The organism is Dehalococcoidia bacterium (genome assembly GCA_021295915.1).
In the GTDB taxonomy this organism is placed as follows: Bacteria; Chloroflexota; Dehalococcoidia; order Lucifugimonadales; family UBA1123; genus VXRN01.
In genome coordinates this window covers 24,816-51,382 of record JAGWBK010000003.1, presented here as the reverse complement: position 1 = coordinate 51,382, position 26,567 = coordinate 24,816, and the positions used below count along the sequence as shown (strand labels likewise).

Here is a 26,567-nt window from a genome sequence, read left to right as displayed (position 1 = left end):
ACTTATCTGCGATCAGTATGAACAGGAGGCAACCACTTGGACGAATTCATGAAGGCCGCACTGGATGAGGCCCAGGCCGGACTGGCCGAGGGCGGCATTCCCATCGGAGCGGTCCTGGTCGACAATGACGGCAGTATGGCTGCGACGGGTCGAAATAGAAGAATCCAGGATTCCGCCTGCGTGATGCATGCCGAGATCAATTGCCTTTACAACGCCGGAAAGACAATCCAGGACTTTCGCGGCATGACAATGTATTCGACGCTTATGCCATGCCACATGTGCGCAGGGGCAATCGTGCAGTTTGGCATCTCCAGGGTTGTGGTAGCGGAATCAGAGAACTTCGGAGAGTCTAACGGTTACGACCTGATGTTACGGCACGGGATTGAGGTGACTGACCTTGATCTTGAAGACGCCAAGCAGATGCTGGGAGGGTTCATCGAGTCGAATCCTCAGCATTGGAATAGCGACATTGGCAAGTAAGCCAGTCTGAACTCTTGCTGAACGGGCTGCCAGTTCTTACAATCGAATGAGAAGGTACAGCACGAAGACTCTTCGGCGAGTACTTGTAACAGCCACCCATTAGGGGGTAGTAATGCCGGCGCAGCGTCGTCTTCCAGAGTGGTTCAAGGTAAGGATGCCGGGTGGTCCCAACTACCTGCGTCTTCAGGACATGCTCAGGTCAGAGCAGCTTCACACGGTCTGCGAAGAGGCCCACTGCCCGAACATCGGGGAGTGCTGGGAGCGGGGAACCGCGACCTTTATGATCCTCGGCGATATCTGCACGAGGGCCTGTGCATACTGTGCTGTAACAACCGGTACGCCGGTCGGTCTTGATCTCGAAGAGCCGGGGCGTCTTGCCGAGACGGTCGAAAGGATGGGGCTGAACTACGCGGTAATAACGTCCGTCAACAGGGATGATCTGCCCGACGGAGGCGCGTTCATCTTCGCCCAGTGCGTGAGGCAGATCCACAAGAGTATGCCGGAGTGCCGAGTGGAGTTGCTGATCCCAGACTTCGAAGGCAACTGGGATGCACTCGAGACGGTGATGGACTCGAGGCCGGACACGCTCAACCATAACATCGAGACAGTGAGGCGTGTATTCAGCAGGGTCAGGCCCAGGGGCGACTACGACCAGTCACTTGAACTGCTTCGACGGACTCGTGAGATCAACAGTGAGGCAGTCACGAAGTCAGGCATGATGGTGGGTTTGGGCGAAACGTGGGACGAAATCGTAGAGACGATGGAGGACCTGCGATCGGTCGACTGCAATCTACTGACTATAGGTCAGTACCTGCGTCCTTCTGCGAAACACACACCGCTGGTCAAATGGTACACACCATCTGAGTTCGATGAGCTTCGAGAGGTCGGCGAAGGTCTGGGCTTCGATCACGTCGCTTCAGGCCCACTGGTAAGAAGCTCATACCACGCCGATGAACAGCACGCGTCAGCGACGAGAGTTCCTATCGCGTGACATAGCAAACTCCACGCCAAAGCAGGCGCGGAGGGCATCAAGTTCAGTAGAGAGGGCGTCTAGTCGGAAGACGGGAGCTTTCTGGGCTGCTGCACAGGCATTTCAGACTGGCAGCAGAGAATAGCGCCTGTGCCGGGCTTGGTGCACAACACCATTGTGCCGCAGTTCTCGCACTGGTACCGTCGCCCTAGCTGGTTAGGCATCGAAGTTCACCTCTGTCGTCGCAGTTTGGAGGAGCGTTGCCGCTGCCTCTACTTCTTGCTCAGCGGCTCGCCACAGCAGTGGATGTTTCCTTCTTCGGAGCCCCTCGTGACGACGAATTCAGCGCCGCACTTGCCGCAGAAATACCGCTTTCCCGTTTCGGTGGCCACTGGTAATACCTCGTTCACACTGGCTTGCCGAAAATTATATCTAGGGCCTTCAATCGAGTCAACGACTTGCATTGAAGGGAGAAGAGGGCAGAGTCCTGATGTACTCGATTAGCTCAGATGCGGCCTTGTAGTCTCTCAAGCCCCTTTGAAGAATAGTCGGAAGAACGTAGAAGGTCGAGATCCCTTCAGACCAGAGGTCGAACACCAGTTGCCTGGCGATGTCCAACCCGGACCTGCCAGAGTCGAGCTCGTTGCGAATGTCGTCGGGAACATTCCCGAAGTCAATTCCGTCGTGACTCAGTATCTGGACCCCCGCGAATACCGGGATTTGGACATTGGGGCCCTGTGACATGCGACGTCGCAGGTTTACGAGGTCGTGGACTCCGAAGTGGGACTGAGCGAGTAGATATTCGGCACCGGCGTTGACTTTGCGAACCGCAAGTGAAATTTCCCGGTCTGCTCCCTTAGACAAGTCCACTGTCGCCCCCGCGCAGAATCGGGTGGGAGCTGCCAGGGCAAGTCCCCTGAAGTCGAGGGCTCTGTTCATTCCGACTATGTCGGTCAGCAGGGAAGTGGTCGTATAGTCGCTGACTGTCGTGACACGTCCAGTGTCGCGGCTTTGGATGGGATCGCCTCTTACGACGACGACATTCCTCAGTCCCTGCCAGTGGGCGCCCAGCAACAGGCTCTGTACCGCTATGCGGTTCATATCACGGGTCGCCAGGGTAAAGACCGCTGGTTTCCCGAGTCCTTCCTGAAGATAGGAGGCGATGAATACAGAGCTAACCCGTACGGACTGCCCGGGATTGTAGGCTACCGACAGGAAGTCGGCGTCTATGTCGGCGACCTCAGTGGGCGATCCAGAACTTCCTCCGCGGGGAGGAGACACGTCGCAAATGATGACAGGTCTACCGGAAGACGAGACGACGACATTGGTGACAGTTGTCAAATTCGCAGACCGTGAAGCTCATGGCAAGAAAGAAAATGGCCGGGGACCTCGCGAAGTCCCCGGCCGTTATTTTAGGCAGTATTACCGCCAGAGGCGGCTATTTCCACCCCATGCTGCCGTCTTTGCGGGGTATGAGAGACACTCGATGGCCGTCTGGGCACCGGTACCGCTCTTCGCGGATTTCCTTTCGCTTGCCGCTCAAGGAGGTCTGCTCCATTTCGACGCCATTGTCGCAGAGAGGGCAGGTAACCCCGAACACGACACGGTTGCGAAGGCGCCGCAGCTGCACGTGAGCCAGGGTCTCCGCAAGCTTGGGAGCGTCTCCCACGTACCTGAAGACGTAGCGAGTAGCCGCGCTCATCAGGTTCCTTCTTCCGATCTGGGTTGGGGGCGTGTAGCTGTAGTCGACGTAACCACACTGGAGACACTGAGGTTCGTAGTAGTTGGAGACCAGCGATGCCTCACAGCGGGGACACACGGCATGTCGTGCCTGTGTGCTGGTATTAGTTGATGGTGCAGACGAGACCACCATAGTGAAAACTCCTCGTTACTGTAGTACTGGTCTCGACCCGGTACTCGTGTGTGCCTATTAAGGACGCGCCAGCGGTTTCTTATATGGTCTTGCGCCGCGGCCATCTGTGCACGCACCTTTACCAGGGCGAACGATGATCTATGTATTCTCAGCCGTGATCCTCACGGACCACTTTGACCAAAAGTTTTGATTGGGCGAAACGCTGTCCGACGAATCGGACTCCCCCGCGTTCCGCACACTTCTGCATGCAGAGATCTGGAGATACATCGGAGAAAGTAGATTCAACGACGGTATGGCCAGGTCACTTAAATCATAAATGGCATAACCTTGGTGGTCGCAAGGTAGTAAGTCAGCAATTCATAGAGAAAAATATTGGAAGTTTCCGGTTTTTCAACTGGGCGCAATTTTGAAGGCTTGAGCGCGGGTAAATCGCGACATTTGCACTCTACAGGCTGTGTCTTTCCCAACAGATGCGACGGCACCTAACTTGGGTTCAATGGAAGTCCAAATGGGTGTTTATGTATTCATAAAGTGAGCTTTCAATACCTTAGTTCTTACATTCCGCAGCAGGACAATTAAGTTCAGGAATACCGGCAGGAGAAATTGCATGAGCGCAAATTTCTTTGCTATAGTCCGAATGCTGTGCATAGCTAATTCCACGTTGCAAATGAGGTGTATCCCCAGTGCCCCTGAACATAGTCGTATGTGCAAAACAGGTCGTCGACCCGGAGACTCCGGCCTCGGCATTTCGGATCGATCCCGAAGCGAAGCGAGTATTGCCGGCAGCTGGTATTCCTCCTGTCGTAAATGGGTTCGACGAGAACGCGGTTGAGGCAGCTCTCCAGCTCAAAGAGTCGGTAGGGGCTGACGTGACCGTAGTTTCCGTGGGCAGTGGATTCGTCATGGACGTCATGAAGAAGCCGCTTTCAATGGGCGCCGACAACCTGATTCTGGTGGACGATCCTGCCGTCGAAGAGTTGGACGCGTTTGCTACGGCGAATGCTCTGGCAGAGGCAATCAGAAAGATCGGGCAGTTCGACCTGGTCCTCTGTGGTAGGCAGGCATCTGACTGGGATAACTCGATGGTGCCGCTTGGCGTGGCTGAACTCCTGGGCCTTCCCTGCGTCACCCTGGCCCAGAAGATTGACGTAGAGGGCGACGGCATTGTGGTGCAACGGGCACTGACCGATGGCTACGAGGTAGTTAAGGCACCCTTGCCCGCAGTCGTGACCGTAAGCAATGAGCTGGGCGAGCCGCGGTACCCGACACTCAGGGGTATAATGATGGCAGGACGGAAGTCGCCGACGGTCTGGTCAGCCAGCGAGCTGGACCTGGACGAGGCCTCGCTATCGCCGAAGTTGTCGCTGGAGGACTTGTATGTACCTGTCAGTGATCAGCAGTGCGAATTCATAGAGGGCGAAGACGAGGTGGAGGCAGGTAGAAATCTCGCGCTGAAGCTTCGCGAAGCAAGGCTGATCTAAGAAACCTCACAAGTTTGACTCGAAATCGGAGCGGATAAAATGCCAGGCATTCTGGTTTTCGGAGAGATGAACCAGGGAGAACTCGCCAGCGTAACAGGCGAGCTTATTGCGGTAGCCAAGGCGCTGTCAGGGGAAACTGGCGACGAGGTCGAGGTAGCGCTGCAGTCCGATTCTGTAGGGAACGCAGCGGAAGAGTGCATCTCATTGGGTGCGGATAAAGCGTACCGCGTGGAAAGCGCCCTGCTGTCTGAACCTCAGATAGATGCACACCTGGAAGCATTCACACAGGTAGTGTCCCAGACGCAACCATCCATTGTCCTCATAGGAAGAACTCCGATTGGCAGGGACGTCGGTCCCCGTCTTGCGTTCAGGCTTGGGGTAGCTGTTGCCCAGGACTGCGTTGAAGTATCCATCGACAGCGACAGTGGTCGGGTCGTCGCTACACGTCCAGTCTACGGCGGAAATGCACTGTCGCGAGTCTCATTTGCCGGTGATGACACACAAGTCGTTCTCGTGAGACCCAAGGTGTTCGAGGTCCTGGAGCCCGACGCAGAGAGAAGCGGCGAAGTAGAGGACTTTCCCATTAGCCTGGATGAGTCAGCAATAAAGGCACGACTGGTCGAGACCGTCACACAGCAGGCGGAGGGAGTTCGACTGGAAGATGCGACCATTGTCATCAGCGGTGGAAGGGGCCTGGGGGGACCGGAGCCATTCGACGAGCTTCGGAGTCTGAGCGATGCACTCGGTGGCGCACTTGGCGCGTCGCGGGCGGCTTGCGATGCAGGTTGGATAGACCACAGCCACCAGGTCGGTCTCACTGGGAAGACAATCACCCCTGATCTATACATTACCGTCGGAATTTCAGGCGCGAGCCAGCATATGGCCGGCTGCTCTGCCTCCAAGAACATAGTCGCAATCAACCGCGACGAGGACGCCAACATCTTCAAGTCGGCCACCTATGGCGTGGTTGGGGACTGGAACAGAGTACTGCCCTCGTTCATCGAGACTGTCAGAGAGTTGAGAGACAGCTAGTTCTCTCAGTAGGCGAGGTATGTAGATGGAAGGAAACTTCCTCTTCGATATCGACCAGGTTATCAGGAATGTATCGGAAGCGGAGGTCATGTCGGTTTTCTTCCCGACATTTCGTCGCGCACTGATCGTGGACACAAGGGCCAATGACTCTGTAGGGCCATATGTGCGTCTGATGCCTATGGCACGGTCGCCTCAGGACCGGATGCGGTCGATTCGTCGTTTGCGTCCGCAGTTCCCAAGGCCCACTAACTTGACTCTCATTCCATGGCAGAGGTACGTGGAGAGCTTGGTTGAGTCGGGAGTCTGGGACCAGATAGTCGACAGGATCAGCCAATCTGGGGATGGTTCCGCGGTCACGGCCTGCAACGAAGCACTCAGTGAGCTACGGCAGATGGAACGAGACGAGCTCGTGTCGGCAATTACAGGCCGCAACTATCACACCATCTGGCCTGCCGATTCCGATTAACGGCGTGCCATGCTTACGGTCACCGGAAATGCCAAACGCGAACTCAAGCGCATTGTCGACTACAGGAATCTAGGGGTCGGACGATGCCTGCGGCTCGCCATACCGCCGGCGTGGCCCGGTCCGGGCGACTTCGGCATTGTTGTAGACGAAGAGAAGAGCGACGATATGAGCGTAACGCTCAGGGGCATCAAGATACTTCTTCTGAAGCAGGAACTTGCCCCTCAGCTCTCGACCTCGATCCTTGACTTCAAGGAGACCCCCCACGGTCAGGCGTTCACACTCGACGTCTACTAGCCAGACTGTTATTGCCAAGTTAGCTATACACGATAGCCTGATGTCGGCGATGTATGCATGAGTGTTCCAGCCTGCCTACTTTGCGACGGCAGTTCATGTCACCTCCTGCATAGATCAGACGACAGTCATGGCTTGAGGGAATTCTGGGACTGCGATGACTGCGGGCTCGTCTTTGTCCCTCCCGAGTTTCATCTACCTGAGAGCGCAGAGATAGAACGCTATCTGACGCACAACAACGATCCGTCTGACTGTGGGTATCGCAACTTCCTATCTCGACTATGGGACGTTCTGAGACCCAGGTTGACTAACGGTTCCACTGGACTGGACTTTGGCTGTGGGCCTGGTCCGGCTTTGGCCCAGATGATGCAGGAGGACGAATTTGAGGTCAGTCTTTACGATCCTTACTTCTTCCCGGAAGAATCGGTCCTGGAGCGGCGATACGACTTCGTAACCTGTACTGAAACGGTGGAGCACTTACGGTTACCACTGCATGAGTTCAAGCTCCTCGACTCTCTGCTGGTGCCGGGAGGGTACCTCGGCATAATGACGGGAATGCTGGAGGACCGGCCCGGATTCTCGTCCTGGTACTATCAAAGAGATCCGACCCACATTGGGTTCTACTCGGAACGCACCATGTTGTGGGTCAGTCGCGAGATGGGATGGGATGTTGAATTCCCGTCCAGGAACGTAACTCTGTTTCAAAAAACTTGACCTGATCCAGACTGCAAGTCGGAGGGATAACATGGAACTGAATCTGATCGCCGAATTCAAGGCGCATCCCAGGCACGCGCAGGCTGTGTCGTTCGCGCCTGACGGCAACGAGCTCGTGACAACAGGTATGGATGCGCTGGCCAAAGTGTGGTCTGTGCCAGAGTTCGACCTGCTCAGGACGTTTACGGGCCATGACAAGAGCGTGAACTCTGCCGCCATTTCGCCGGACGGTACACTCGTATTGACCGGTTCAACGGACAGGACAGCGATAGTATGGGACTGGGCGAGTGGTGAAGAAGTGGTCAGGCTTTCCGGTCATCGCAATACGATTGCTGCTTCTTCCTTTGATCCCAGCGGAGAAACAGGGGTTACCGCGTCTTACGATGGGCGCATAGGGTTTTGGTCAAAGGGATCGGATAGCCTCGATGTCATCGTGTCTCATCCCCGAAATGTAACGTGCGTCAGCTTTACCCCGAGTGGAGACGAATTGGCCACATCCGGAATCGGCAACATTGTTAAGATCTGGGACGTCGAATCACGGAAGGTTATCAGGGAGATTGAGGTGCCCGGACAGGCAGCCACCGGATGCCTTTTCAAGTCAGATGGTCAGTTACTGTGCACCACGTATGAGGGGGAGTTGGTCTTGCTAGGCTCGGACGACTATGAGACCGTGTCGTCTGGTCAGATGCAAGGTGCCGGACCAAATTCGGTCGCAACTGTTCGGGGCACCGAGCTTTTGTTTTGTTCCGTTGCTGGCGGCGTTCGAGTACTGGACGGAAAGACCTTTGAGGTCGTCGCCCAGGATGAGACAGGCATCAAGGGCATGTACGGAGTGGCTTCTTCGCCGGATGGTTCGAAGGTTGCTGCTGTGAGCGCTGATGGCAGGCTCAGGGTCTGGACACTAGAGGACTAAGGATTTCACCCTTGGCTCTCGCGCCTCAGCGCAGCGTGTCAACTAGTTGGGGTAGGGTAGTGCCAGCTGGCCCCCGAAGGGCCACGTCGGCGATCTCTGAGAGTGGAGTCGGGCTGGGGTTGGCCTCGATGACGAAGCCACCACGCTCAGCGACCGCCTGCGGAAATGCCGCGGCCGGGTACACCGTGGCAGACGTGCCACAGACTATCATGCAGTCACTCTGGTTTGTAGCATCGAAGCAGGCGTTGAGTACTCGATGTGGGATGGGTTCCCCGAACATCACGGTATCGCCCTTAACCAGGCCACCACATTCAGGACAGATGGGCGGCAACACCTCGTAGTCGAACTCTTCCCTCAGCCAACGGCTTTCACAAACGATGCAGCGTAACTTGGTGCGATTGCCATGAATTTCAATCAACCTGGTGGAGCCGGCACGGACGTGCAGGTTGTCTACGTTCTGCGTAATGGTCATCTTGAGAATGTCCATCTGTTCGAGGTCGGCCAGGGCCTGATGGCCAGGGTTCGGCTGGGCGGCGTCGATTGCGGCACGGAACTCTGTCCTGGCCGGGTCGGACTCCGGGTTTAGCTGGTCCTTCCACCATCCAACGGGATCACGCAGGAGCTCCTGGTAGCCGTTCCAGCTTGGTTCTCCGATGCGCGTCCACAGTCCACCCGATCCTCTAAAGGTGGGGATACCGCTCTCCGCTGACAGCCCGGCCCCAACAAGGGCGACAACATAGCTTGAATTGCTGATTATCTCTGCGGCAGCATCGATCGACTTCTCATCGCTGTTCAATTACGTACCTCTCAAGCAATCGCTGTCACGTAGCGGAAGTCAGTTTACCAGACTCGACAAATACCCTACGGTCGGTGCCAATGCCGAGTTGTTCAGCCAGCCCAGGTTCAGCGGTCGTGACTATGACCTGCTCATATCGCGACGTGAAGTCGAGAACGTGACGCTGGCGACCGGGGTCAAGTTCCGACATCACGTCGTCAAGCAGGATCACAGGCTCATCGCCTATCGACTCGGATATCAGGCGCGCCTCTGCAAGTTTCATGGCGAGTACCACTGTCCTCGCCTGACCGCGAGATGCGAATCCAACTACGTCCATGTCCCCAATCGAAGCTGACAAGTCGTCCCTATGTGGTCCGATGAGGCTGTGGCCCGCAGCAATCTCCCGGGCGACAGTCGCTCTCAAGTCTTCGAGGAGTGCGTTTGCGACTTCTCGGGCGTCCAGGGAGGACTCTACATCCGAAGAAGGTCGATAGGTTAGCGTGAGCGGTTCCTCTGAGGCGCTGAGTTGGGCATGAATCTCATTGGCGAACCTGCCCAGCTTGTCGAGCGTCTGAAACCTCTGCGCCACGATTCTACCGGCGCTCACGGCGAAGCGTACATCCCAGAATTCAAGCTCAGACCGATTCGATGTACCCTCCCGGATTGCTCTCAGCAAGTGGTTTCGCTGTCTCAAGACCCTGCTGTACTCCTGCCAGTCGGCCAAGTACGAGTGTGATAACTGCGAGATCAGCATGTCCAGGAATCGTCTGCGGACCTGAGGGGGGCCCGTGCTGAGATCGACGTCCTCTGGAGAGAATTGCACGGCCTTCAGGACGCCCACGAAGTCGTTTGAGCGACGCTTCACACCGTTCACCTGGAGTGTCTTTTGCGCCCTTGTAGGCCTGGGGTTCGGGCCGTCGGTAGAAGCCCCCCGGGCATTTGGTCCAGTAGCAGTTGAGCTGAGATCTATCTGGAGACGCACCTGCCCGGCCGCGCGGTCAACTAGTCCAAGAACCTGTGCGTGTATGGGGAACCGCTTTAGCGCCTCGGTGTTGATCAGTTCGGCGTCGCCGGAGGCTCTGGTCGACCGTGCGACCGACAGCATGTGGATCGCCTCGATCAGGTTGGACTTCCCGTGTCCGTTAGGGCCCTGAAGCAACACGATGCCCGCGTCGAGATGCAACTCTTCGGTCGCGTAGTTGCGGAAGTTGGTGAGGTTGAGCTGGGAAATGCGGATGTGACTGCCTCTCAGTCACGAGAGTACACGTGACGATTCTAGCACAGGGTATATGGGATGGTTTGGTTCGACCTCAGAAGCCATGTTAGAGTATCGTTGATTTTCGGGTCTGCCCGCCCGGTGAACTCGCTTTAGGGGAGATAACGGTAGGATGAGTGTGTTGGCACTTGCTGGTGGCGTAGGTGGTGCGAAGCTGTGTCTTGGACTAGCTAGAATTCTCGACCCGGATGACCTACAAATAATTGTCAATACTGGAGACGATGAGGAGTTCTATGGACTGCATGTCTCTCCCGATCTGGACACGGTCATGTACACGCTGGCCGGTCTGGCTAATCCCTACACCGGGTGGGGTATAACCGGCGAGACGTTTGCCACACTGGAACACCTGAGCAAGCTCGGGGAGGACACATGGTTCGGTCTCGGAGACCGAGACATGGCGACTCACATCGTGAGGACGAACATGCTTCGGCAGGGAAAGACGTTGTCCGAAGTTACGACTCAGCTGTTCCGGTCGCTCGGTGTAAGTCACCCAGTCGCTCCCATGACCAACGACAGAGTCAGGACTAAGGTCGTGACCGATATGGGTGTCCTTGCCTTCCAAACGTACTTCGTCAAGCACAGTTGCGAACCCGTTGTCAGTGAATTGATGTACGAAGGTTCAGACAATGCGTCTATGGCGCGGGCGTTCAGCGAGGCCCTTCAGGAAAGAAGCGTGCTGGTGTACTGCCCGTCGAATCCGCTGCTGAGCATGGCTCCAATCCTCTCCGTGCCGGGAGTAGAAACGGCAATCAAAAGCTTCGGCGGGGTAACCATTGCGGTCAGCCCCATTGTAGGCGGCAAGGCGCTAAGGGGGCCGGCAGCAAAGTTGCTGGGGGAACTCGGTGAAGATGTGTCATGCGTTGGGGTCGCCAAACGCTATTCAGGAATCTGCGACGTGTTTGTACTGGATAACATTGATCGGCACCATGCTGATGACATCAGGTCCCTTGGGATGGTGCCTGTTGTTGTGGACACGATCATGAACACAGAACAGGACAAGATCGAACTGGCTCGTGTAATCCTGGAAGTTGCAGGGGTGGCACATGCCCCATGAGGCATCTGTCACTGTTGTCGTGCCCATGAAGCCTCTCTCCGAGTCGAAGACACGGCTCAGCGACCACCTCGACAGCGAAGAGCGCGCTGAACTCAGTGCCGTGATGCTGGCATCGGTGCTCGGGACACTACGTGATTCCAGGGTTTCTGGGACAGTTGTTGTTGGAGGAGACGAGAGAGTTCAGGCGATCGCTGAAGACCATAACGCGACCTGGAGTCCCGACAGGTACAACGACCTCAACCTTGCGGTGAATGGTGCGTTCAAGCGTGTTTGGGACGCTGGCGGAGCTGCCGCCTACATCCCGGGTGATCTGCCACTGCTGACCGACTCGGATGTCCTGGGCCTTGTAGAGCTCGTGTCACACACTAACGGGATAACCATCTGTCCTGCTCACGACGGTGGCACAAATGCCCTCGTAGTCCCCGCAGATCTGGAGTTCACACCAAAGCTGGGAAGTGAAAGCCACAGGAAGCACAGGGGACAGGCAATGGACCTGAACATAGAGTTCAGGGAGTTCTGGACGCCTGGGTTTGAGTTGGACGTCGATACAGTCACCGACCTTCGCCAGTGCCTGGACAGTCTGCCATCGTACATTCGGAGTTTTGTGAAGCCCGACGGAGTTGCTGAACGTTGAGATTTGGAATACTCTTGCCAACCCGCCGCCTGGTGATGGAAGGAGGTAAGCCTGAGGCGTTCCGCCAGGTAATCGATCTGGCGCAGACAGCGGAACGCGCAGGCCTTGACTCAGTCTGGGTCGGAGACAGCCTGACGGCCAAGCCTCGACTGGAACCACTCACCACACTGACCGCCGTGGCGTCACACACAGATCGGGTAAGGTTAGGGACAGCTGTCCTGTTGCCGGCGCTTAGGCATCCTGTTCACCTCGCGCATCAGGCGGCGACATTGGACTTCATCTCAGGCGGTAGGCTCGTTCTCGGATCCGGCGTGGGTGGCGCATTCAACGATGCCCAGCAAAGTGAGTGGCATAACGCAGGTGTCGATTCGAAGACGCGATCCACACGGTTCGAAGAGGTCGTGCATGTGGTCAGGAGCCTTACTACCGGTGAGCCCCTGTATTTCTCGGGAAAGCACTTCGAATTCAATGATGTGAGCATAGCTCCGGTATCGCCGCAGAAGGGTGGCGTGCCTTTTCTCGTTGCGGCACATTGGCGCACTGGCCGTGAGCGGCAATTCGAAAGAGTCGCACGTCTTGGATCTGGAGTAATCTCGATATCCGACTATCCCGACGAGTACTCGATAGTAGTCTCCAGGGTCAGCCACCATGCTGAAGAATCAGGAAGACAAGGGGACGATCTGGAGCGGTCGTTCTACATGACGGTAAACATCGGGACTGATGCTGACGAGAGTGCGGCAGAGGCCGACAGGTTTCTGAACATGTACTACGGAATGAACATGTGGGGTGATAGGTGGGGGCCTTACGGTCCGTCAGAACTGATCTCCGACCGCATACGGCGCTATGAGGCTGCTGGCGCGGAAACGATGATCGTCAGGTTTGCTTCGTTCGACCAGGAGCGGCAGTTATCTCTGTTCCTCGAAGAGATCGCGCCCGAGTTCAAGTAGCCGCTCGAATTCTTCCTCGTTGAGTACATCTACTTCCAGCTTGTGAGCGTCAGCCAGCTTGGAGCCGCCGCCCTCACCGGCCACGAGGTAGTCGGTACGCTTGCTAATCGAACCAGAAACCGCGCCTCCGAGGTCTTTGATCCTGTCCTGTATTTCTGAGCGCGAGTAGTTCAGAAGTCTCCCGGTCACGACGAACCGCAGGCCATCCAAATTGGCATCGCCGGAACTCTCAGATACTTCCTCGGTCATGTTTACGCCACCGCGCTGGAGTTTATCCACGACAGATGCGTTGGTCTCCTGTGTGAAGTAGCCATGGACCGATTCAGCGATCTTGGGCCCAATGCCGTTAATGGAGACCAGCACGTCCTCGGATGCCTCGTGTATGGCATCCATACTTCGGAAGTGTCTCGCCAGGACACCAGCGACCTCCCCTCCGACGAATGGGATACCAAGTGCGACCAGGACGCGGGCCAGTGGCTGGCTCCTGCTCCTGTCGATTGCCTCAAGCAGATTGCTGACGCTCTTTTCTGCCATTCTCTCCATACCGACGAGGTCGTCTCGATGCTCATGCAGGGAGTAGATGTCGGCAACGTCCTTAAGAAGCCCGGCGGAGATCAGGGCTTCACCCTGTTTGACACCCAAGCCCTCGATGTCCATTGCGCCCCTGCTCACAAAGTGCTCTATCATGCGAGTCAGTTGGGCAGGGCACGAGGCATTAGTGCAGTAGGACATTGCCTCGCCGTCGCGGCGAACTACAGGTTGTTCACAGTTTGGACACTCCGATGGCATCGTTACCTTGAGTTCATCACCTGTCCTCAGCTCGGTAAGGGACCGTACTACCTGCGGGATTACCTCCCCGGCCCGCTCGACGACTACCCGGTCGCCGATTCGCAGATCGCGCGAGGTAATGAAGTCCTCGTTGTGAAGAGTGGCCTGCTTTACCGTTACCCCGCTCACGTATACCGGCTCCAGGACTGCATAGGGATTGATTGTACCTGTGCGTCCCACATTGAATTTGACGTCCTGCAAGGTTGTTATCGCCTGTTCAGCGGGGAACTTGTAGGCGATGGCCCATCTCGGCTCACGTCCTACATCTCCGAGGTGACGTTGGTAGTCGAACCGGTTGACCTTGACGACGAGGCCATCGCAGCCATAGTCCAGGTCGTGGAAATCGTCGCGCCAGCGCTCGTACCAGTCCACGACATCGCGGACTGTTGTGAACCGCCTGTTGTACTCATTGACCTTGAAACCAAGGTCGGCCAGGTAGTTGAGAGTGTCATGTTGGTTGTCAGGGACGCCGCCGCCCTCCCTGTAACCGACTGAGTAGACGAAGATGTCGAGCGGACGTTCAGCGGTCATCTGAGGGTCTAGCTGCCTGAGCGAACCAGACGCTGTATTTCGTGGGTTTACATAAGTTGGCAGCCCCTGGGATTCACGAAATCGGTTGAATTCGTTGAATTTGGACTTCGGGAAAACTACCTCACCGCGTACTTCCAGAACGGAGGGTACGTCCGACGAGTTAAGTCTTAGCGGTATGCTTCGGATCGTCCGGAGATTAGCTGTTACGTCCTCTCCGACTAGACCGTTTCCCCTGGTGGCGCCACGAGTCAGCACGCCTTTCTCGTAGGTCAGCGAGACCGCCAGACCGTCGAACTTCAGCTCGCACACCATGTCGAACTGTTCGACCTCAAGCTGCTCAGCTACACGCGAGTGCCAGGCGGCCAGTTCCTCTTCATCGAAGGCGTTGCCGAGACTCAGCATCGGCAACCTATGAGTGACCTCGCTGAAACCCTCTGCGGGGACACCCGATACGCGCTGAGTAGGTGAATCCGGAGTAACGAGGTCAGGGTGCTCACTTTCAACGGCGCGGAGCTCACGCATTAGCACGTCGTATTCCGCGTCTGACACCTCGGGACTTGACTGCACGTAGTAGAGATAGTCGTGGCGGTTGATCTGCTCCCTGAGGTGAGCGAGCCTGTACTGAACGTCTGTGTGTACAGATGTCATTGTTGCTCCTGGTGCAACTGGGCAGGTGGAGTGAGTACGTCTAACATAGTGCACGACCTGGGCAGATTTTAAGCCAATTTCGGGTCTCTTGCTGGAAAGAAAACTGCCAACTGGATATACTCCATACGCTCACGTGTACAGCACATGGCGATCGAGCACACGAACGAAAACTGAGAGGTAAGACATTGGCTCCTTCCAAGGAGTTTCTGGACTTCATTGAGCAGTACCCTCCGTTGAAGGCCATCGGCAATACGCCGACGGCACAGGTCGCTCTTGACTATGACACTGGGGATGCCCGGGTGTTTGCCAAGTACGAGCACCTCAACCCTGGGGGATCAATCAAGGACAGGCCGGTGTTGAGAATGCTGGTCGAGGCCATACTGGCGGGGAACCTCACAAGGGACAAGACGATTCTTGACGCCACCTCTGGTAACGCTGGGATTGCGTACGCCATGATTGGAGCGGTCCTTGGCTATAGGGTCGCGCTCGTCATGCCAGAGAACGCCAGTGAAGAGAGGAAGAAACGACTCATTGCTCACGGCGCGGAAATCATCGCTACTGATCCAATGCTCGGTTATGATGAAACGCTCTATGAGGTCAAGCGTCGCTACGAGAGCGATCCCGACCGGTACTTCTGGTGCGACCAGTACTCCAACATGAACAATCCCCAGGCTCACTACGACACAACCGCCGAGGAGATCCTGAAACAGGTACCGCAGATCACTCACTTCGTCGCTGGGGTCGGCACTGGAGGCACTATCAGCGGGGTAGGGCGGAGGCTGAAGGAGCATAATCGGGACATTCATATCGTCGGCATCAACCCGCCGGAATGGCCTGGTGTCGAAGGATTGAAGCCTCTCGGCGAGGGTCACATCATTCCTAACACGTTCGACCAGACTGTGGTCGACGAGATGCTGCCGATAGACGTGGACGAGGCGAGGACCGTTTCGCTCGAGCTGTCAGCCAGGGGCCTGTTTGCTGGACAGAGTTCGGGCGCCTACATGCTTGGAGCACTCAAGACGGCAAAAAGGGCCGGAGAAGGATCGGTCGTTACGATCTTCAATGACATCGGCGAGCGATACTTCAGCACCGGCATGTGGGACCAGCGCTAAGCTACCGTCCAAACCTAATTCCGTTCTGCCGGATTAGACGTCGAGGTTCTTCACTTCCAGAGCGTGAGTCTGAATGAAGTTGCGTCTGGGAGCGACGACATCTCCCATCAGGGTTGAGAAGACCTCATCCGCGCCTGCGGCATCCTCGATGGTGACCTGGAGAAGAGTCCTGCGCTCAGGATCCATGGTGGTCTCCCAGAGCTGCTCAGCGTTCATCTCGCCCAGACCCTTGTACCTCTGCAGGTGGACATTCCGCCTGTTCTTCAGTTGAATCATCACACCCTCGCGCTCGCCCTCACTGTATGCGTAGTGAGAATCGCGTCCGGCCGTAATCTTGTACAGGGGCGGCTGAGCGATGTAGACATGACCCCGCTCGATCAACTCGCGCATGTGTCGGAAGAAGAACGTCAGGATAAGCGTCCTGATGTGGGAACCGTCTACGTCAGCATCGGTCATGATGATGATGCGGTGGTACCGTAGCTTCGTCACGTCGAGATCGTCATCCAAGCCGGCGCCAATCGCAGTGATCATGGAGCGGATGCCGTCGTGGCTGAGCATCTTGTCGGCTCGTGCCTTCTCGACATTCAGGATCTTTCCCCAAAGAGGGAGTATGGCCTGAGTCCTGCGGTCTCTTCCGCCCTTGGCGGTACCGCCTGCTGAGTCGCCCTCAACCAGGTAGATCTCGCAGAATTCTGGATTCTTCTCAGCGCAGTCGGCGAGCTTGCCCGGCAGACCTCCGCCGTCCATCGCATTCTTGCGAATGATGAGGTCGCGTGCCTTTCTGGCTGCCTCCCGCGCGCGCTGAGCTGTCAGACACTTTTCTATGATGCGCTTCGCATCGGTCGGATTGTCCTCAAGATAGTACTGGACAGCCTCAGCAACGACGCTCTCTACCTGCGTTCGGACTTCTGGATTGCCGAGCTTGCCCTTGGTCTGTCCCTCGAACTGCGGATCGGTTAGCTTGACGCTGATGACGGCAGTCAGTCCCTCGCGCGTTTCTTCACCGGCCAGATTGGGTTCAGATTCTTTGATTATGTTCTGCTTGCGTCCGTAGTCGTTCATCACTCTGGTCAGTGCAGAGCGGAAGCCGGTGATGTGTGATCCCCCGTCGTGTGTATTAACACAGTTTGCGAACGAGTAGACGAACTCGTTGAAGCTGTCGTTGTATTGCAGAGCAGCTTCGACGATTGTGCCGGCCTCAAGCTGCTTCTCCACGTAAATTGGCTTCTGATGCAGCACTTCCCGCGTCTGGTTCAGGTTGGAAACGAAGCTGGAAATGCCACCGTCGAAATAGTAGGTGACCTCGTTATTGGGCCATCTGTCAGCGTGGTAGTGACTCCTGAATCTAATTCGGAGTCCCTTGTTCAGATAGGCCATCTCCTTGAAGCGCTGAGCAAGCACGTTGAAGTCATACTCATACTCGTGGAATATCTGCCTGTCGGGGAGGAAAGTGACGGCTGTCCCTGACTTTTCCCTCTCATCGGGACTCGCCCTCCGGTAGCGTAGATCCTCCTGTCGAATTCCGCGCGAGAATGGCTGATAATAGACCCTGTTAGAGCGGTACACTTCTACATTGAGGTATTCGGAGAGAGCGTTTACTACCGAGGCTCCAACACCATGCAGGCCACCTGATACCTGGTATGCCTTGCCGCCGAACTTGCCTCCAGCGTGGAGCGTGGTCATCACCGTCTCGACACCGGATAGCCCTGTGGTGGGGTGCTTGTCTACAGGGATGCCCCTGCCGTCGTCCACAACCGTGACCGAGCCGTCTTCATGCAGCGTAATCTCAACGCTTTCGCAGAAACCAGCCATGAACTCGTCGACAGCATTGTCGACGATCTCGATAATCAGGTGATGCAGGCCGCGTTGGTCGGTGCTGCCGATGTACATTCCTGGCCGGCGACGTACGGCCTCCATGCCCTCGAGGACCTGAATGTCGGTCGCGGTGTACTGGCCAAGGTCGTCCGGTCTGGTTGCCATACAAAACTCCTGTAGAGGTTGAGTAGCGCTACGCGGCCCAGTCTGAGACTGGAATCCTCGAATGGAGCATCCGCAGCTTCCAACTGGCACAGTTCATGCCTATAGGTAGTCGGGTTAACGGCCCTCTCAACGTAGTTGCAAATGCTTCAGTCGAGAGCCAAGCCAGCCGTTTGGATGCGACGTTTTCCGTACAAATAGCAGTAGGACAATTGTATCATTTTTCGAACGTATACTCAATCGGGCTGACGCGTTCCTCAAACGTGATTTGCAGGTGCAGAGGGTACCCCGACAGGTGCTGAAACCTGTGTAGTCTTACTGCCGACTTGCGAAGCATCCAAGCGTCCAGTCGCCGATTTCTTGACAGGGGAGTTGTGTGCGTTCATCATTAGCCAACGCATATTGCGTGTTGAACCTGTCAAACAGAATCAGAGACGGCGGGAGCGCCCGTCAAAGGGCCTAAGAGAGGAAGCTGGTCGAAGTCCAGCGCTGTCCCGCAACGGTAGGCTTCGCTGAAGTGCGAAGCGAGCCCGGTCCACTACTCCCGTCGACAACTTGGCCTTCGAGGAAAGGTACGAAATCGGCCCGCAGAGCCGCGACTGACCCTGCTCCTTCCTGGAAGCAGGGTCTTTTCTTTATCAAGAACGGACACTGTGTCACCCCTGTGTACGGCATGGTCGGCTACTTCAACTGATGGAGTTGAAATTGCAAAGACTCACCATATCCCTTTTAGGCCTGCTCCTTGTCTGGATCGGCATGATCGCTTGTGCAACGAATGAGCCTGGCGCGCCGCCAGCGCCGGAAGTTCCAGCACTCGCAGCACCAGCACAACCGGCTCTCGCGCCACAGACCGCTCCGTCGACTGAGCCGGCACAGCCTCACCCCCCAGCGCCGGCACCGACGAGGGTCCCTGACATGGCAATCGGGGTCTTTGAAGTTGGCACACTACCAAAGCGCGCTGAGACTCCCCCTTCAAGACTCAGGGTGGAAGAACCGACTCCAATACCCGCCGTATACCCAGTTTCAGTGAAGTCTGGGGACGGACGCGAGATTACGTTCGATCAGCCTCCCGAGAGGATAGTCGCTTTTGACTCTGCGATTGTAGAAATCCTATTCGCCATAGGAGAGGGCGAGCGGATCGTCGGGACTCACCAGTACGTCAGTTACCCTCCTGAAGCTGCCGACATCCCACGGGTAGGCGATGCCTTCAACATGGACATCGAGGCGACAGTCGCGCTGGAACCCGACCTCGTCTTTGTCTTCTTCGACCGGTTCGTGCAGGACCTGGAGCGGGCGGGACTCAAGGTACTCTACATCCCTTCGCTGACTGACGATTTCGAGAAGATCGCCGACCACATTCGAACGTGGGGCAAGATAGTCGGGAACCCAAATGAAGCCGAGCTAGTGGCCAGAGACTTCGAGGCAAGGGTCGCTGCCATTCGAGAAACTATGGAACCTATTGGTGCTGGACCGACCGTGCTGCAGGATGTGGGCGGATTCTGGGCTCCTGGCCAGGGCACGATGATGCAGGAAGTCTTCGATCTACTGAAGCTTGAGAACGTCGCCCACGACATCGAGGGGTATGCCCAGATTAGCCCCGAGGTGATTGTGGAACGTGACCCGACAATCATCTTCACGTCTGACCCTGAAGGCTTCACTGGTGAACCGGCATTCGAGTCCGTTCGCGCAGTCAGGCATGGGACATTACTGACACTCAGTACAGATGCGTTGTCGATCCAGGGACCCAGGTTCATCGAGGGAGTTGAAGAGATGGCCCGTCTGGTCTACCCAGGAATCTTCGAGTAGCAAGGCGGGGAGGGGTGTGAAGTAGGGAGATGGCAGTCGGAGAGGTTGACAGCACCAGAGTCAGCGCCGTTGCCTCAAGGGTCGTGGGACTCCGATATCCCTGGCGGAGGCTGGTGGCAGGGCTGGCAGTCGCTCTATTGGCCGCCATGGTTGCTGCCAGCCAGGGCTCGGTATACATACCTCTGAACGCGATCATCGAGATGCTTGGAGCGCGACTTCCAGGCGTAGGCGAATCAGGCCATCCGGACTCGTGGAACACAATCCTGTGGCAATTGAGACTTCCGCGCGTTGCCCTGGCACTTATCGTGGGTGCGGGACTGGCGATGTCTGGGGCAGCTTACCAAGGGCTGTTCAAGAACCCACTTGCTGACCCGTACCTGGTGGGTGTAGCGTCCGGGGCGGGACTTGCGGCTACGATAGTGCTTCTGACGGGCATCCCACTCTATCTCGCCGGAGTTGGAATCTTGCCAATAGCCGCGTTCGGTGGAGGCATCACCTCGGTTGCTATCGCATACACGGTTGCGAGGCGCGTTCAGGGCACGCCCCTCACGACGCTTATCCTGGCTGGAGTGGCAATCTCAGCACTGGCAGCCTCAGTGACAAGTCTGCTTATGATACGCAGCGACCCGGACCTCAGGCCCGTGTTGAGCTGGCTCATGGGCAGCTTCATTGCCGCTGAATGGAGCGACAGTCTCGTCGTGTTGCTGTATTTGGGGCCCAGTGTGTGCGTGCTGCTGGGATTCGCAAGAATACTAAATGTGGTGCAGCTCAGCGAGGAGCACGCCTCAATGCTGGGGGTTGATGTCGAGAGGGTGAAGATCGCTCTTATCGTTGCCGCAACCCTGGCAACGGCAGCCGCTGTCTCCTTCAGTGGGTTGATAGGGTTTGTGGGGCTTGTAGCACCTCATGTCGTACGCATTCTCTGGGGTGTCGACTACAGGTTCATTATTCCCATGAGCGGCCTTGTGGGCGGGACATTTCTAGTTCTGGCAGACCTGGTTGCACGAACTATAGTCAGCCCGGGAGAACTTCCTGTTGGGGTTGTTACCGCCTTCTGCGGGGCTCCTTTCTTCCTGTTTATCCTCATGCGAAGACGGACGAGTGAAGTTTGATCTCTCCAAGTCAAACATCCACTGCAGCTCGCGAAATTGGCCCCAGCGAGACCGGTCAATCCGCCATCTCGATTAAAGGGGCGTGGGCTGGCTATGGAAGACGTTCGGTCCTGACCGGAGTAGACTTGGACCTCGCTCATGGGAATATGATAGGCATCGGCGGGCCCAATGGTGTTGGCAAGTCTACGCTGATGAAGTTGATTGCTGGGGCAATTCGCCCGAGCGACGGCACAGTTTGCGTCGAGGGGAGTGATATCTCGCAGTTGTCGTCCAAGGCTCGCGCACGGTTGGTGGCTGTCGTTCCCCAGGCTCCCGAACTTCCCGCGGGAGCAAAGGCGCTAGAGGTAGTGCTCATGGGACGCAACCCACACCTCGGACTCCTCTCATGGGAAACTGAGGAAGACTTGGCGATCGCTCTGGAGGCGATGTCGGTCACCGACACACAGGAGCTGCTCGACAGACCAGTGGACCAGCTTTCTGGAGGTGAGAGACAGCGGGTGGCGATCGCGATGGCCCTGGCTCAGCAGACTCCGGTACTGCTGCTAGACGAGCCGACGGCCAACCTAGACCTGGCCTACCAGCCGTCGATCATGCAGATGCTCCGCAACCTGTCCATCGGCGGACGAACGGTTGTCACGGCTGTTCACGACCTAACACTTGCCTCCCAGTTCTGCGACAAGATTGCCCTCATGTCGGGAGGTCGATTTGTGGCGTTCGGGACGCCTCACGAAGTGCTGACGGCCGAACGCATCAGGGAAGTGTACGGCGCCTACGTCACGGTGATTGACCACCCGGAGACCGGAAGGCCGATAGTTGTCAACTCACTCCGCACGCTTCTGGAGTAAGTAAAGCATGGGTTCGAGCGTCAGATGGAGCCTATGGCTCAACCCGGAAGGCGTGTCGCGAGAGCCTTCCCATCTCGAGCTCTTCGGATGCCCTGATGATAATGTCGGTCGCGGCGTCGAGGTTCATCTCACTAGTGTTTATCACCAGGTGATAAAACTCTGCTGCGTCGGGGGTATCGATATTAAAGAATCTCTGGAAGTACTGAAGCCTGGCTGCGTCCCTGGCCTGGATCGAGAGTTCAGCTTCCGATTGGGTCATACGTTCGCGGACCATTACGCGTTCTACCCTGTCCTCGAAGGTGGCGATAAGGCCCACGCGGAGTACATCGGGATTATCCTGCAGGATGACGTGAGCGCCCCTTCCGACTATGACCACATTTCCACCTGACGCGAGGTCTTCGATGACCGTGCGAATCGCGCCTATGTATGCGTCGTCATCAATCTCGTGGCCGCGCGTTGCTATCAGGGTGGGCAACTCGTCGTACTCGGAGATGAGAAACTCGGGATATACGGTCCCGAAGTAGGGGTCAGGTCCCCCACCAGTGTAGGCGGTACGCTCCATGATCCTCTGGATAAGACGGGAGAATCGCTCCGCACGAGTTGGAGGGCGCTGCTCCCGCTGGTCAAGTGCCTCGACCGTAGCCTGCAACTCCCTGGAAACGTTAGATAGAATGAGCCTGTCAACGTAGTCGGCGTCTATGCGCCTGGACAGCTCCGGCCCAAGGAATCGTCCTCCGCCTCCAGATAGGCCACCGGTCGCTATTACGGCCATGTCAGTCCTCGCACTGGCTTTGAATTTTCAGTCGAATTGTCGTGGCTTGCGCCAGTTCAATTGGAGTAGTCATAATGCTGAAGAATCAGCCCGTTTCCTCACTCGGAACACCCACTACCTTGGACTCTAAGCGCCATAAGTTAAGGGACTCTCCAAGCATATTCATCATATCGAATGCGAACGGATTGCGGCTAGGGGTGAACCGGGGTACGTCGGGTACGCTCGCCGGCGAGGGGTAGGGTGGAGCCCAATAACTTCAGGCGACGTTCGAAAGAAGACCAAAGATTCTTGTGGAGGCATTTCCCGTGGTGAACCAAGTAGCTGGAGAAACCTCTCTATCACTGGAAGAGCAGCTTGCACTTGCCAACAGGCGTATAGAAGAGCTTGAGGATCTTGGTCGCACACAGCAGCATGTTTCCGGCGTTCTCGCCAGACTAGCTTCACTGGTTGACCACGACCCCAGCGCCGTCGTCGAGATCGAGTTCGATGGTACGGTTTCCTACCGGAACCACGCGGCCCGAGACATGTTCCCTGACCTTGAATCCCTTGGATTCGGTCACCCGCTCCTCAGTGGAGTGGAGCAGTTGGCGCAGCGGATGCAGAGAGGGGGTCTGGAGTCTCTGACTCGGGAGACAAACATCGACGATAGGGTATACAGCCAGAAGGTAGTGCTGACTCCAGACTACCCACAGATCAGCGTGTACATCGACGACGTCACCGAACAGAAGAACCTTCTTGAGGCGCTGGAGATGGCGTCTTCACAGGCCGAGCTGCTGGCGAGAGAGAACGCGCTGCTTGCCGAAGTCGGCCGTATCATCACCTCGTCGCTGGACATCAACGACGTTTATGAGGGTTTTGCGCAGCAGCTGAGGCGATTGATTCCATTTGACCGGATTGCGATCAGCCTTGTGGACCATGAGACCCAGACCTTCGTTAATGAGTACGTTTTTGGTGTGTTCGCAGCCGGAAGAGAGCGTGGCAGTACTGTCCCGTTAGAAGGGACCATGATTGGCGAAGCCATCGAGCGAGGTGACGCGATAGTTCTGCAGGGCAATCTGGACGAATTGACGGAGCGATTTCCCCGGAGAGTCCGTTCCGGCCTAAAGTCGGTCATAGCTGCACCTATAAGGTTCCAGAATGAAGTACTGGGCGTACTGAACATGCGGTCCCTGAAGGACAATGCATACGAGGAGCACCACCTAGACCTGATGAGAAAGGTCGTTGCCCAGATTGCGCCAGCAATCGCAAATTCGCGGCTCTTCAGGGAAAACGCCTCTGCCGCCGCCGCTGCACAGCGGCTAGCTCAGCAGAACGCCGCTCTTGCAGAAATTGGGCGAGTCATCTCATCGTCCCTGGAGATTGAAGAGGTGTACGACCTCTTCGCGGACCAGACGCTTCACCTCATCCCATTTGATCGCATCTCGATCAACCTGATCAGGGAGGACATTGGAGAGTTCATGACAGCGTACGTCATCGGTGTACCGGTCCCCGGTCGCGCCGTGAGCGAGACGACAAGAATTGCCGGCACCTTCACTGGGGAGGTCATAAGGAACCGGCGTGCCACTGTGTTCCATCCCGGTTCGCGGGAGGCCATGCTGGGTCGTTTCCCGGGCCTTGGACCCGAGTATGAGAGTGGAATCAGGTCGTTCCTTAGCGTTCCGCTGGTCTATAACGACCGAGTGATAGCGGCTCTGAACTTCAGGTCTCTAAGCGAGGACATCTATACCCATCACGACGTTGAAGTGGCCGAACTCATCGGGGCACAAGTCGCGGGCGCGATTGCCAACGCCCAACTGCACACAGACACTGTGGAGGCAGATAGAGTCCTGCAGGAACAGGCTGAGGAGTTAACGCGATCCAATGCAGAACTCGAACAGTTCGCTTACATCGCGTCTCATGACCTGCAGGAGCCTCTACGAGTCATATCCGGGTATGTGAACCTGCTGGAAGAGCGATACCGAGATCGAATCGACGAGGACGGGCTGGAGTTCATCGAATATACCGTCGATGCCGTTCACAGGATGAGAAACCTGATTAACGATCTGTTGGAGTACTCCAGGGTCGAGTCCGACGGCAACCCGTTTGAGCAAGTGGACTGCAACAGGGCACTATCAAATGCACTGGCAGACCTGGGGGTGTCGATTGAGGAGACTTCGGCAGAGGTTACACACGACCAACTCCCTGAGTTCGACGGCGATCCAGTACAGATTGCTCAGCTACTGGAGAACCTGATAGCTAACGCGATCAAGTTCAGGAAGGATGACGAAACTCCCAAGATTCACGTATCATGCCAACGAAACGACAAGGATTGGCATCTGTCTGTTTCGGATAACGGTATTGGGATCAGGCCACGTTACCAGGACCGTATATTTGGTATGTTCAAGCGGGCGCATAAGCGGAGCAAGTACCCAGGGACAGGTATCGGGCTTGCTATGTGCTCAAAAATTGTGGAACGCCACGGTGGGACGATCTGGGTGGAGTCGGAAGTAGGTGAGGGTTCAACCTTCCACTTCACTATTCCCTCACAGGAGATTTAACGATGACACTGGGCAGCGATATTAGACCTGTACAGATACTGCTGGTAGAAGACAATCCCGCTGATGCTCGTCTTACGCAAGAGGCAATCAGCGAGACGAAGTTCCAGTATCAGTTGCATCTTGCAGAAGATGGCGAAGAGGCTATGGAGTTTCTGCTCCAGGAAGGGGAGTACGAGGATGCGCCTCGCCCTGACCTGATCCTGCTCGACCTGAATCTGCCGGGCATGGACGGACGTGAAGTTCTGGCTGAAGTAAAGGCTGATGAGAGCCTGGGGATGATTCCGGTAGTGGTGCTTACAACGTCCACAGCGCAGCAGGATCTTCTCTATTCCTACGGACTTCGCGCGAACAGCTATGTGAATAAACCAATCGACAGAATTAGATTCAACGTAATGATACAGAGCGTGCTCGACTACTGGATTAATGTTTCGACCTTGCCCAGTGGTTAGCAGATTTCGCACGCACTGAGGTGAAACTATGCCCGGCCGAAGATTCTGGTTGATGAAGTCCGAGCCGTCGGCCTATTCATTCGATGACCTTCTTGGTGAGGATGACCGGACAGCAGAGTGGGACGGCGTTCGCAACTATGCGGCCCGAAACACGATGCGCGATGAGATGAATGTGGGGGATGGAGTCCTCTTCTATCACTCCAATGCCAAACCCACCGCTGTGGTCGGTTACGCGACCATCGTGAAGTCCGGATATCCAGACCACACTGCCTGGGACCCCGATTCTGAGCATCCTGATCCCAAGAGTACGCCTGACAACCCAGTCTGGTTCATGGTGGACATCAAGGGTGAGACAAAGTTCCGAAACCCAGTAACGCTTCAGGAGATCAAGGCCCACCCTGACCTGGGGGAAATGGTGCTGGTCAAGAACTCCCGGTTATCAGTCCAACCTGTGACCAATAGGGAGTGGAAGGTCATCCTGACCCTGGGCATGAGCGAATAGGCTTTGTACTCGTGGCAAGGTGATCCCAACCTGAGCGGCACGAGTGACAGGGACTACTTACATCAGGTCGTTCTTCACCTGACAGACGAAATCAGCCGCTCTGAGAGTCCGGCTAACGAGTACTTCCTTCGCGGAAACGCCTATCTCGACGCTGGGCAATTTGCTGAGGCCTCCAGAGACTACTCCTCAGCAATTGAGTTGGATCCCACCAATTCTGTCTACTTCAATAACCTTGGTCTGGCGCTCCGCTACATGGAGCAGTTTGACGCCGCAATAGAAGCATACGACAAAGCGATTGAACTGGACCCTGGCTACCGTGACGCTTTCACGAATCGGGGCGTCGTACTTGCTGACAGAGGCGATTTGAACCTGGCGGTGGAGAACTTTGGAAGGGCGATCGACATAGACCCCGACTTCTGGTTTGCAATCAGCCAGAGGGGACTGACTCTATGGGCACTTGGTAGGCGCGCTGAGGCCGAGGCAGACTACACCAGGGTACGACAACTCCGAAGCTGATTGGCTGGCTTTTCGCGATTCGGCCC

General features: G+C 56.4%; 27 protein-coding genes and 1 riboswitch. Of the genes, 19 read left to right on the top strand and 8 right to left on the bottom strand.

Annotation, left to right across the window (positions count from 1 at the left end):
- Positions 1-36 precede the first annotated feature (36 nt).
- Together J4G14_01945 and lipA are read left to right on the top strand one after the other, a co-directional pair.
- Entirely contained in the window at positions 37-480 is a 444-nt protein-coding gene (locus tag J4G14_01945) for a nucleoside deaminase (protein ID MCE2456565.1), read from the top strand.
- Positions 481-592: 112 nt separating this feature from the next.
- Complete coding sequence (gene lipA, locus J4G14_01940; GenBank protein MCE2456564.1) at positions 593-1,471, top strand: lipoyl synthase; 879 nt, start codon at positions 593-595, stop codon at positions 1,469-1,471.
- A 59-nt stretch (positions 1,472-1,530) separates the two neighbouring features.
- On the opposite strand, the gene J4G14_01935 is transcribed toward lipA, so the two are convergent.
- From J4G14_01935 to J4G14_01925, 3 genes are all read right to left on the bottom strand, one after another.
- Complete coding sequence (locus tag J4G14_01935) at positions 1,531-1,674, bottom strand: hypothetical protein (protein MCE2456563.1); 144 nt, start codon at positions 1,672-1,674, stop codon at positions 1,531-1,533.
- Between the two features lie 226 nt (positions 1,675-1,900).
- A complete protein-coding gene (locus tag J4G14_01930) occupies positions 1,901-2,791 on the bottom strand; it encodes a methylenetetrahydrofolate reductase (protein MCE2456562.1) in 891 nt (296 codons plus the stop codon).
- 97 nt (positions 2,792-2,888) lie between these two features.
- Positions 2,889-3,323, bottom strand: coding sequence for a hypothetical protein (locus tag J4G14_01925; GenBank protein MCE2456561.1), 435 nt, complete (start codon positions 3,321-3,323; stop codon positions 2,889-2,891).
- Positions 3,324-4,006: 683 nt separating this feature from the next.
- On the opposite strand from J4G14_01925, the gene J4G14_01920 reads away from it, so the two are divergent.
- The 6 genes from J4G14_01920 (at position 4,007) to J4G14_01895 (ending at position 8,220) form a co-directional block, all read left to right on the top strand.
- The gene (locus J4G14_01920) at positions 4,007-4,804 is read left to right on the top strand and encodes an electron transfer flavoprotein subunit beta/FixA family protein (protein MCE2456560.1); all 798 of its coding nucleotides are present in this window, start codon (positions 4,007-4,009) and stop codon (positions 4,802-4,804) included.
- A gap of 39 nt (positions 4,805-4,843) precedes the next feature.
- Positions 4,844-5,836, top strand: a complete 993-nt coding sequence (locus J4G14_01915) for an electron transfer flavoprotein subunit alpha/FixB family protein (GenBank protein ID MCE2456559.1) — start codon at positions 4,844-4,846, stop codon at positions 5,834-5,836.
- A gap of 25 nt (positions 5,837-5,861) precedes the next feature.
- Entirely contained in the window at positions 5,862-6,302 is a 441-nt protein-coding gene (locus J4G14_01910) for a hypothetical protein (GenBank protein MCE2456558.1), read from the top strand.
- A 9-nt stretch (positions 6,303-6,311) separates the two neighbouring features.
- A complete protein-coding gene (locus tag J4G14_01905) occupies positions 6,312-6,596 on the top strand; it encodes a hypothetical protein (protein ID MCE2456557.1) in 285 nt (94 codons plus the stop codon).
- Positions 6,597-6,896: 300 nt separating this feature from the next.
- Positions 6,897-7,307, top strand: a complete 411-nt coding sequence (locus J4G14_01900; GenBank protein ID MCE2456556.1) for a class I SAM-dependent methyltransferase — start codon at positions 6,897-6,899, stop codon at positions 7,305-7,307.
- A gap of 31 nt (positions 7,308-7,338) precedes the next feature.
- Complete coding sequence (locus J4G14_01895) at positions 7,339-8,220, top strand: WD40 repeat domain-containing protein (protein ID MCE2456555.1); 882 nt, start codon at positions 7,339-7,341, stop codon at positions 8,218-8,220.
- A 25-nt stretch (positions 8,221-8,245) separates the two neighbouring features.
- Here J4G14_01895 and J4G14_01890 read toward each other — a convergent pair whose 3' ends face one another.
- Positions 8,246-9,016, bottom strand: a complete 771-nt coding sequence (locus tag J4G14_01890) for an NAD-dependent deacylase (protein ID MCE2456554.1) — start codon at positions 9,014-9,016, stop codon at positions 8,246-8,248.
- A gap of 25 nt (positions 9,017-9,041) precedes the next feature.
- Positions 9,042-10,247 carry a DNA replication/repair protein RecF gene (locus tag J4G14_01885; protein MCE2456553.1) on the bottom strand — a complete coding sequence of 402 codons (1,206 nt, stop codon included), beginning with the start codon at positions 10,245-10,247 and terminating at the stop codon, positions 9,042-9,044.
- 136 nt (positions 10,248-10,383) lie between these two features.
- Here J4G14_01885 and J4G14_01880 point away from each other — a divergent pair, with 136 nt between their 5' ends.
- The 3 genes from J4G14_01880 to J4G14_01870 are packed head-to-tail and all read left to right on the top strand — an operon-like array spanning position 10,384 to position 12,906.
- Positions 10,384-11,325, top strand: a complete 942-nt coding sequence (locus tag J4G14_01880; protein ID MCE2456552.1) for a 2-phospho-L-lactate transferase — start codon at positions 10,384-10,386, stop codon at positions 11,323-11,325.
- On the top strand, positions 11,315-11,959 hold the full coding sequence (gene cofC / locus J4G14_01875; protein MCE2456551.1) for a 2-phospho-L-lactate guanylyltransferase: 645 nt from the start codon (positions 11,315-11,317) through the stop codon (positions 11,957-11,959). The genes J4G14_01880 and cofC overlap by 11 nt, the downstream gene beginning before the upstream one ends.
- Positions 11,956-12,906: an LLM class flavin-dependent oxidoreductase gene (locus J4G14_01870; GenBank protein ID MCE2456550.1), complete on the top strand. Its 951-nt coding sequence runs from the start codon at positions 11,956-11,958 to the stop codon at positions 12,904-12,906. The genes cofC and J4G14_01870 overlap by 4 nt, the downstream gene beginning before the upstream one ends.
- Here J4G14_01870 and ligA read toward each other — a convergent pair.
- Positions 12,865-14,913 (bottom strand): NAD-dependent DNA ligase LigA, encoded by a 2,049-nt coding sequence (gene ligA, locus J4G14_01865; protein MCE2456549.1) that lies wholly within the window; start codon positions 14,911-14,913, stop codon positions 12,865-12,867. The two genes, J4G14_01870 and ligA, sit on opposite strands and share 42 nt — an antisense overlap.
- A 206-nt stretch (positions 14,914-15,119) precedes the next feature.
- On the opposite strand from ligA, the gene J4G14_01860 reads away from it, so the two are divergent.
- Positions 15,120-16,025, top strand: coding sequence for a cysteine synthase family protein (locus J4G14_01860; protein ID MCE2456548.1), 906 nt, complete (start codon positions 15,120-15,122; stop codon positions 16,023-16,025).
- Positions 16,026-16,058: 33 nt separating this feature from the next.
- On the opposite strand, the gene gyrB is transcribed toward J4G14_01860, so the two are convergent.
- The gene (gene gyrB / locus J4G14_01855) at positions 16,059-18,005 is read right to left on the bottom strand and encodes a DNA topoisomerase (ATP-hydrolyzing) subunit B (protein MCE2456547.1); all 1,947 of its coding nucleotides are present in this window, start codon (positions 18,003-18,005) and stop codon (positions 16,059-16,061) included.
- 421 nt (positions 18,006-18,426) lie between these two features.
- Positions 18,427-18,563, top strand: a riboswitch (cobalamin riboswitch).
- Between the two features lie 354 nt (positions 18,564-18,917).
- Here gyrB and J4G14_01850 point away from each other — a divergent pair.
- The 3 genes from J4G14_01850 to J4G14_01840 all read left to right on the top strand — a co-directional run bounded on the left by J4G14_01850 (position 18,918) and on the right by J4G14_01840 (position 21,765).
- The gene (locus J4G14_01850) at positions 18,918-19,808 is read left to right on the top strand and encodes an ABC transporter substrate-binding protein (protein ID MCE2456546.1); all 891 of its coding nucleotides are present in this window, start codon (positions 18,918-18,920) and stop codon (positions 19,806-19,808) included.
- 110 nt (positions 19,809-19,918) lie between these two features.
- Positions 19,919-20,920: an iron ABC transporter permease gene (locus tag J4G14_01845; protein ID MCE2456545.1), complete on the top strand. Its 1,002-nt coding sequence runs from the start codon at positions 19,919-19,921 to the stop codon at positions 20,918-20,920.
- A 125-nt stretch (positions 20,921-21,045) separates the two neighbouring features.
- Positions 21,046-21,765, top strand: a complete 720-nt coding sequence (locus tag J4G14_01840; protein MCE2456544.1) for an ABC transporter ATP-binding protein — start codon at positions 21,046-21,048, stop codon at positions 21,763-21,765.
- Positions 21,766-21,796: 31 nt separating this feature from the next.
- Here the strand turns inward: J4G14_01840 and J4G14_01835 are convergent, their stop codons facing one another.
- On the bottom strand, positions 21,797-22,537 hold the full coding sequence (locus J4G14_01835) for a cytidylate kinase-like family protein (GenBank protein MCE2456543.1): 741 nt from the start codon (positions 22,535-22,537) through the stop codon (positions 21,797-21,799).
- Between the two features lie 305 nt (positions 22,538-22,842).
- On the opposite strand from J4G14_01835, the gene J4G14_01830 reads away from it, so the two are divergent.
- From J4G14_01830 to J4G14_01815, 4 genes are read left to right on the top strand one after another with little or no spacing between them, the layout of a single operon-like run.
- The gene (locus J4G14_01830; GenBank protein ID MCE2456542.1) at positions 22,843-25,074 is read left to right on the top strand and encodes a GAF domain-containing protein; all 2,232 of its coding nucleotides are present in this window, start codon (positions 22,843-22,845) and stop codon (positions 25,072-25,074) included.
- A gap of 2 nt (positions 25,075-25,076) precedes the next feature.
- Positions 25,077-25,523, top strand: coding sequence for a response regulator (locus J4G14_01825; protein ID MCE2456541.1), 447 nt, complete (start codon positions 25,077-25,079; stop codon positions 25,521-25,523).
- Positions 25,524-25,551: 28 nt separating this feature from the next.
- Entirely contained in the window at positions 25,552-26,025 is a 474-nt protein-coding gene (locus J4G14_01820) for an EVE domain-containing protein (GenBank protein ID MCE2456540.1), read from the top strand.
- 3 nt (positions 26,026-26,028) lie between these two features.
- Positions 26,029-26,541, top strand: coding sequence for a tetratricopeptide repeat protein (locus J4G14_01815; protein MCE2456539.1), 513 nt, complete (start codon positions 26,029-26,031; stop codon positions 26,539-26,541).
- Positions 26,542-26,567: the final 26 nt, after the last annotated feature.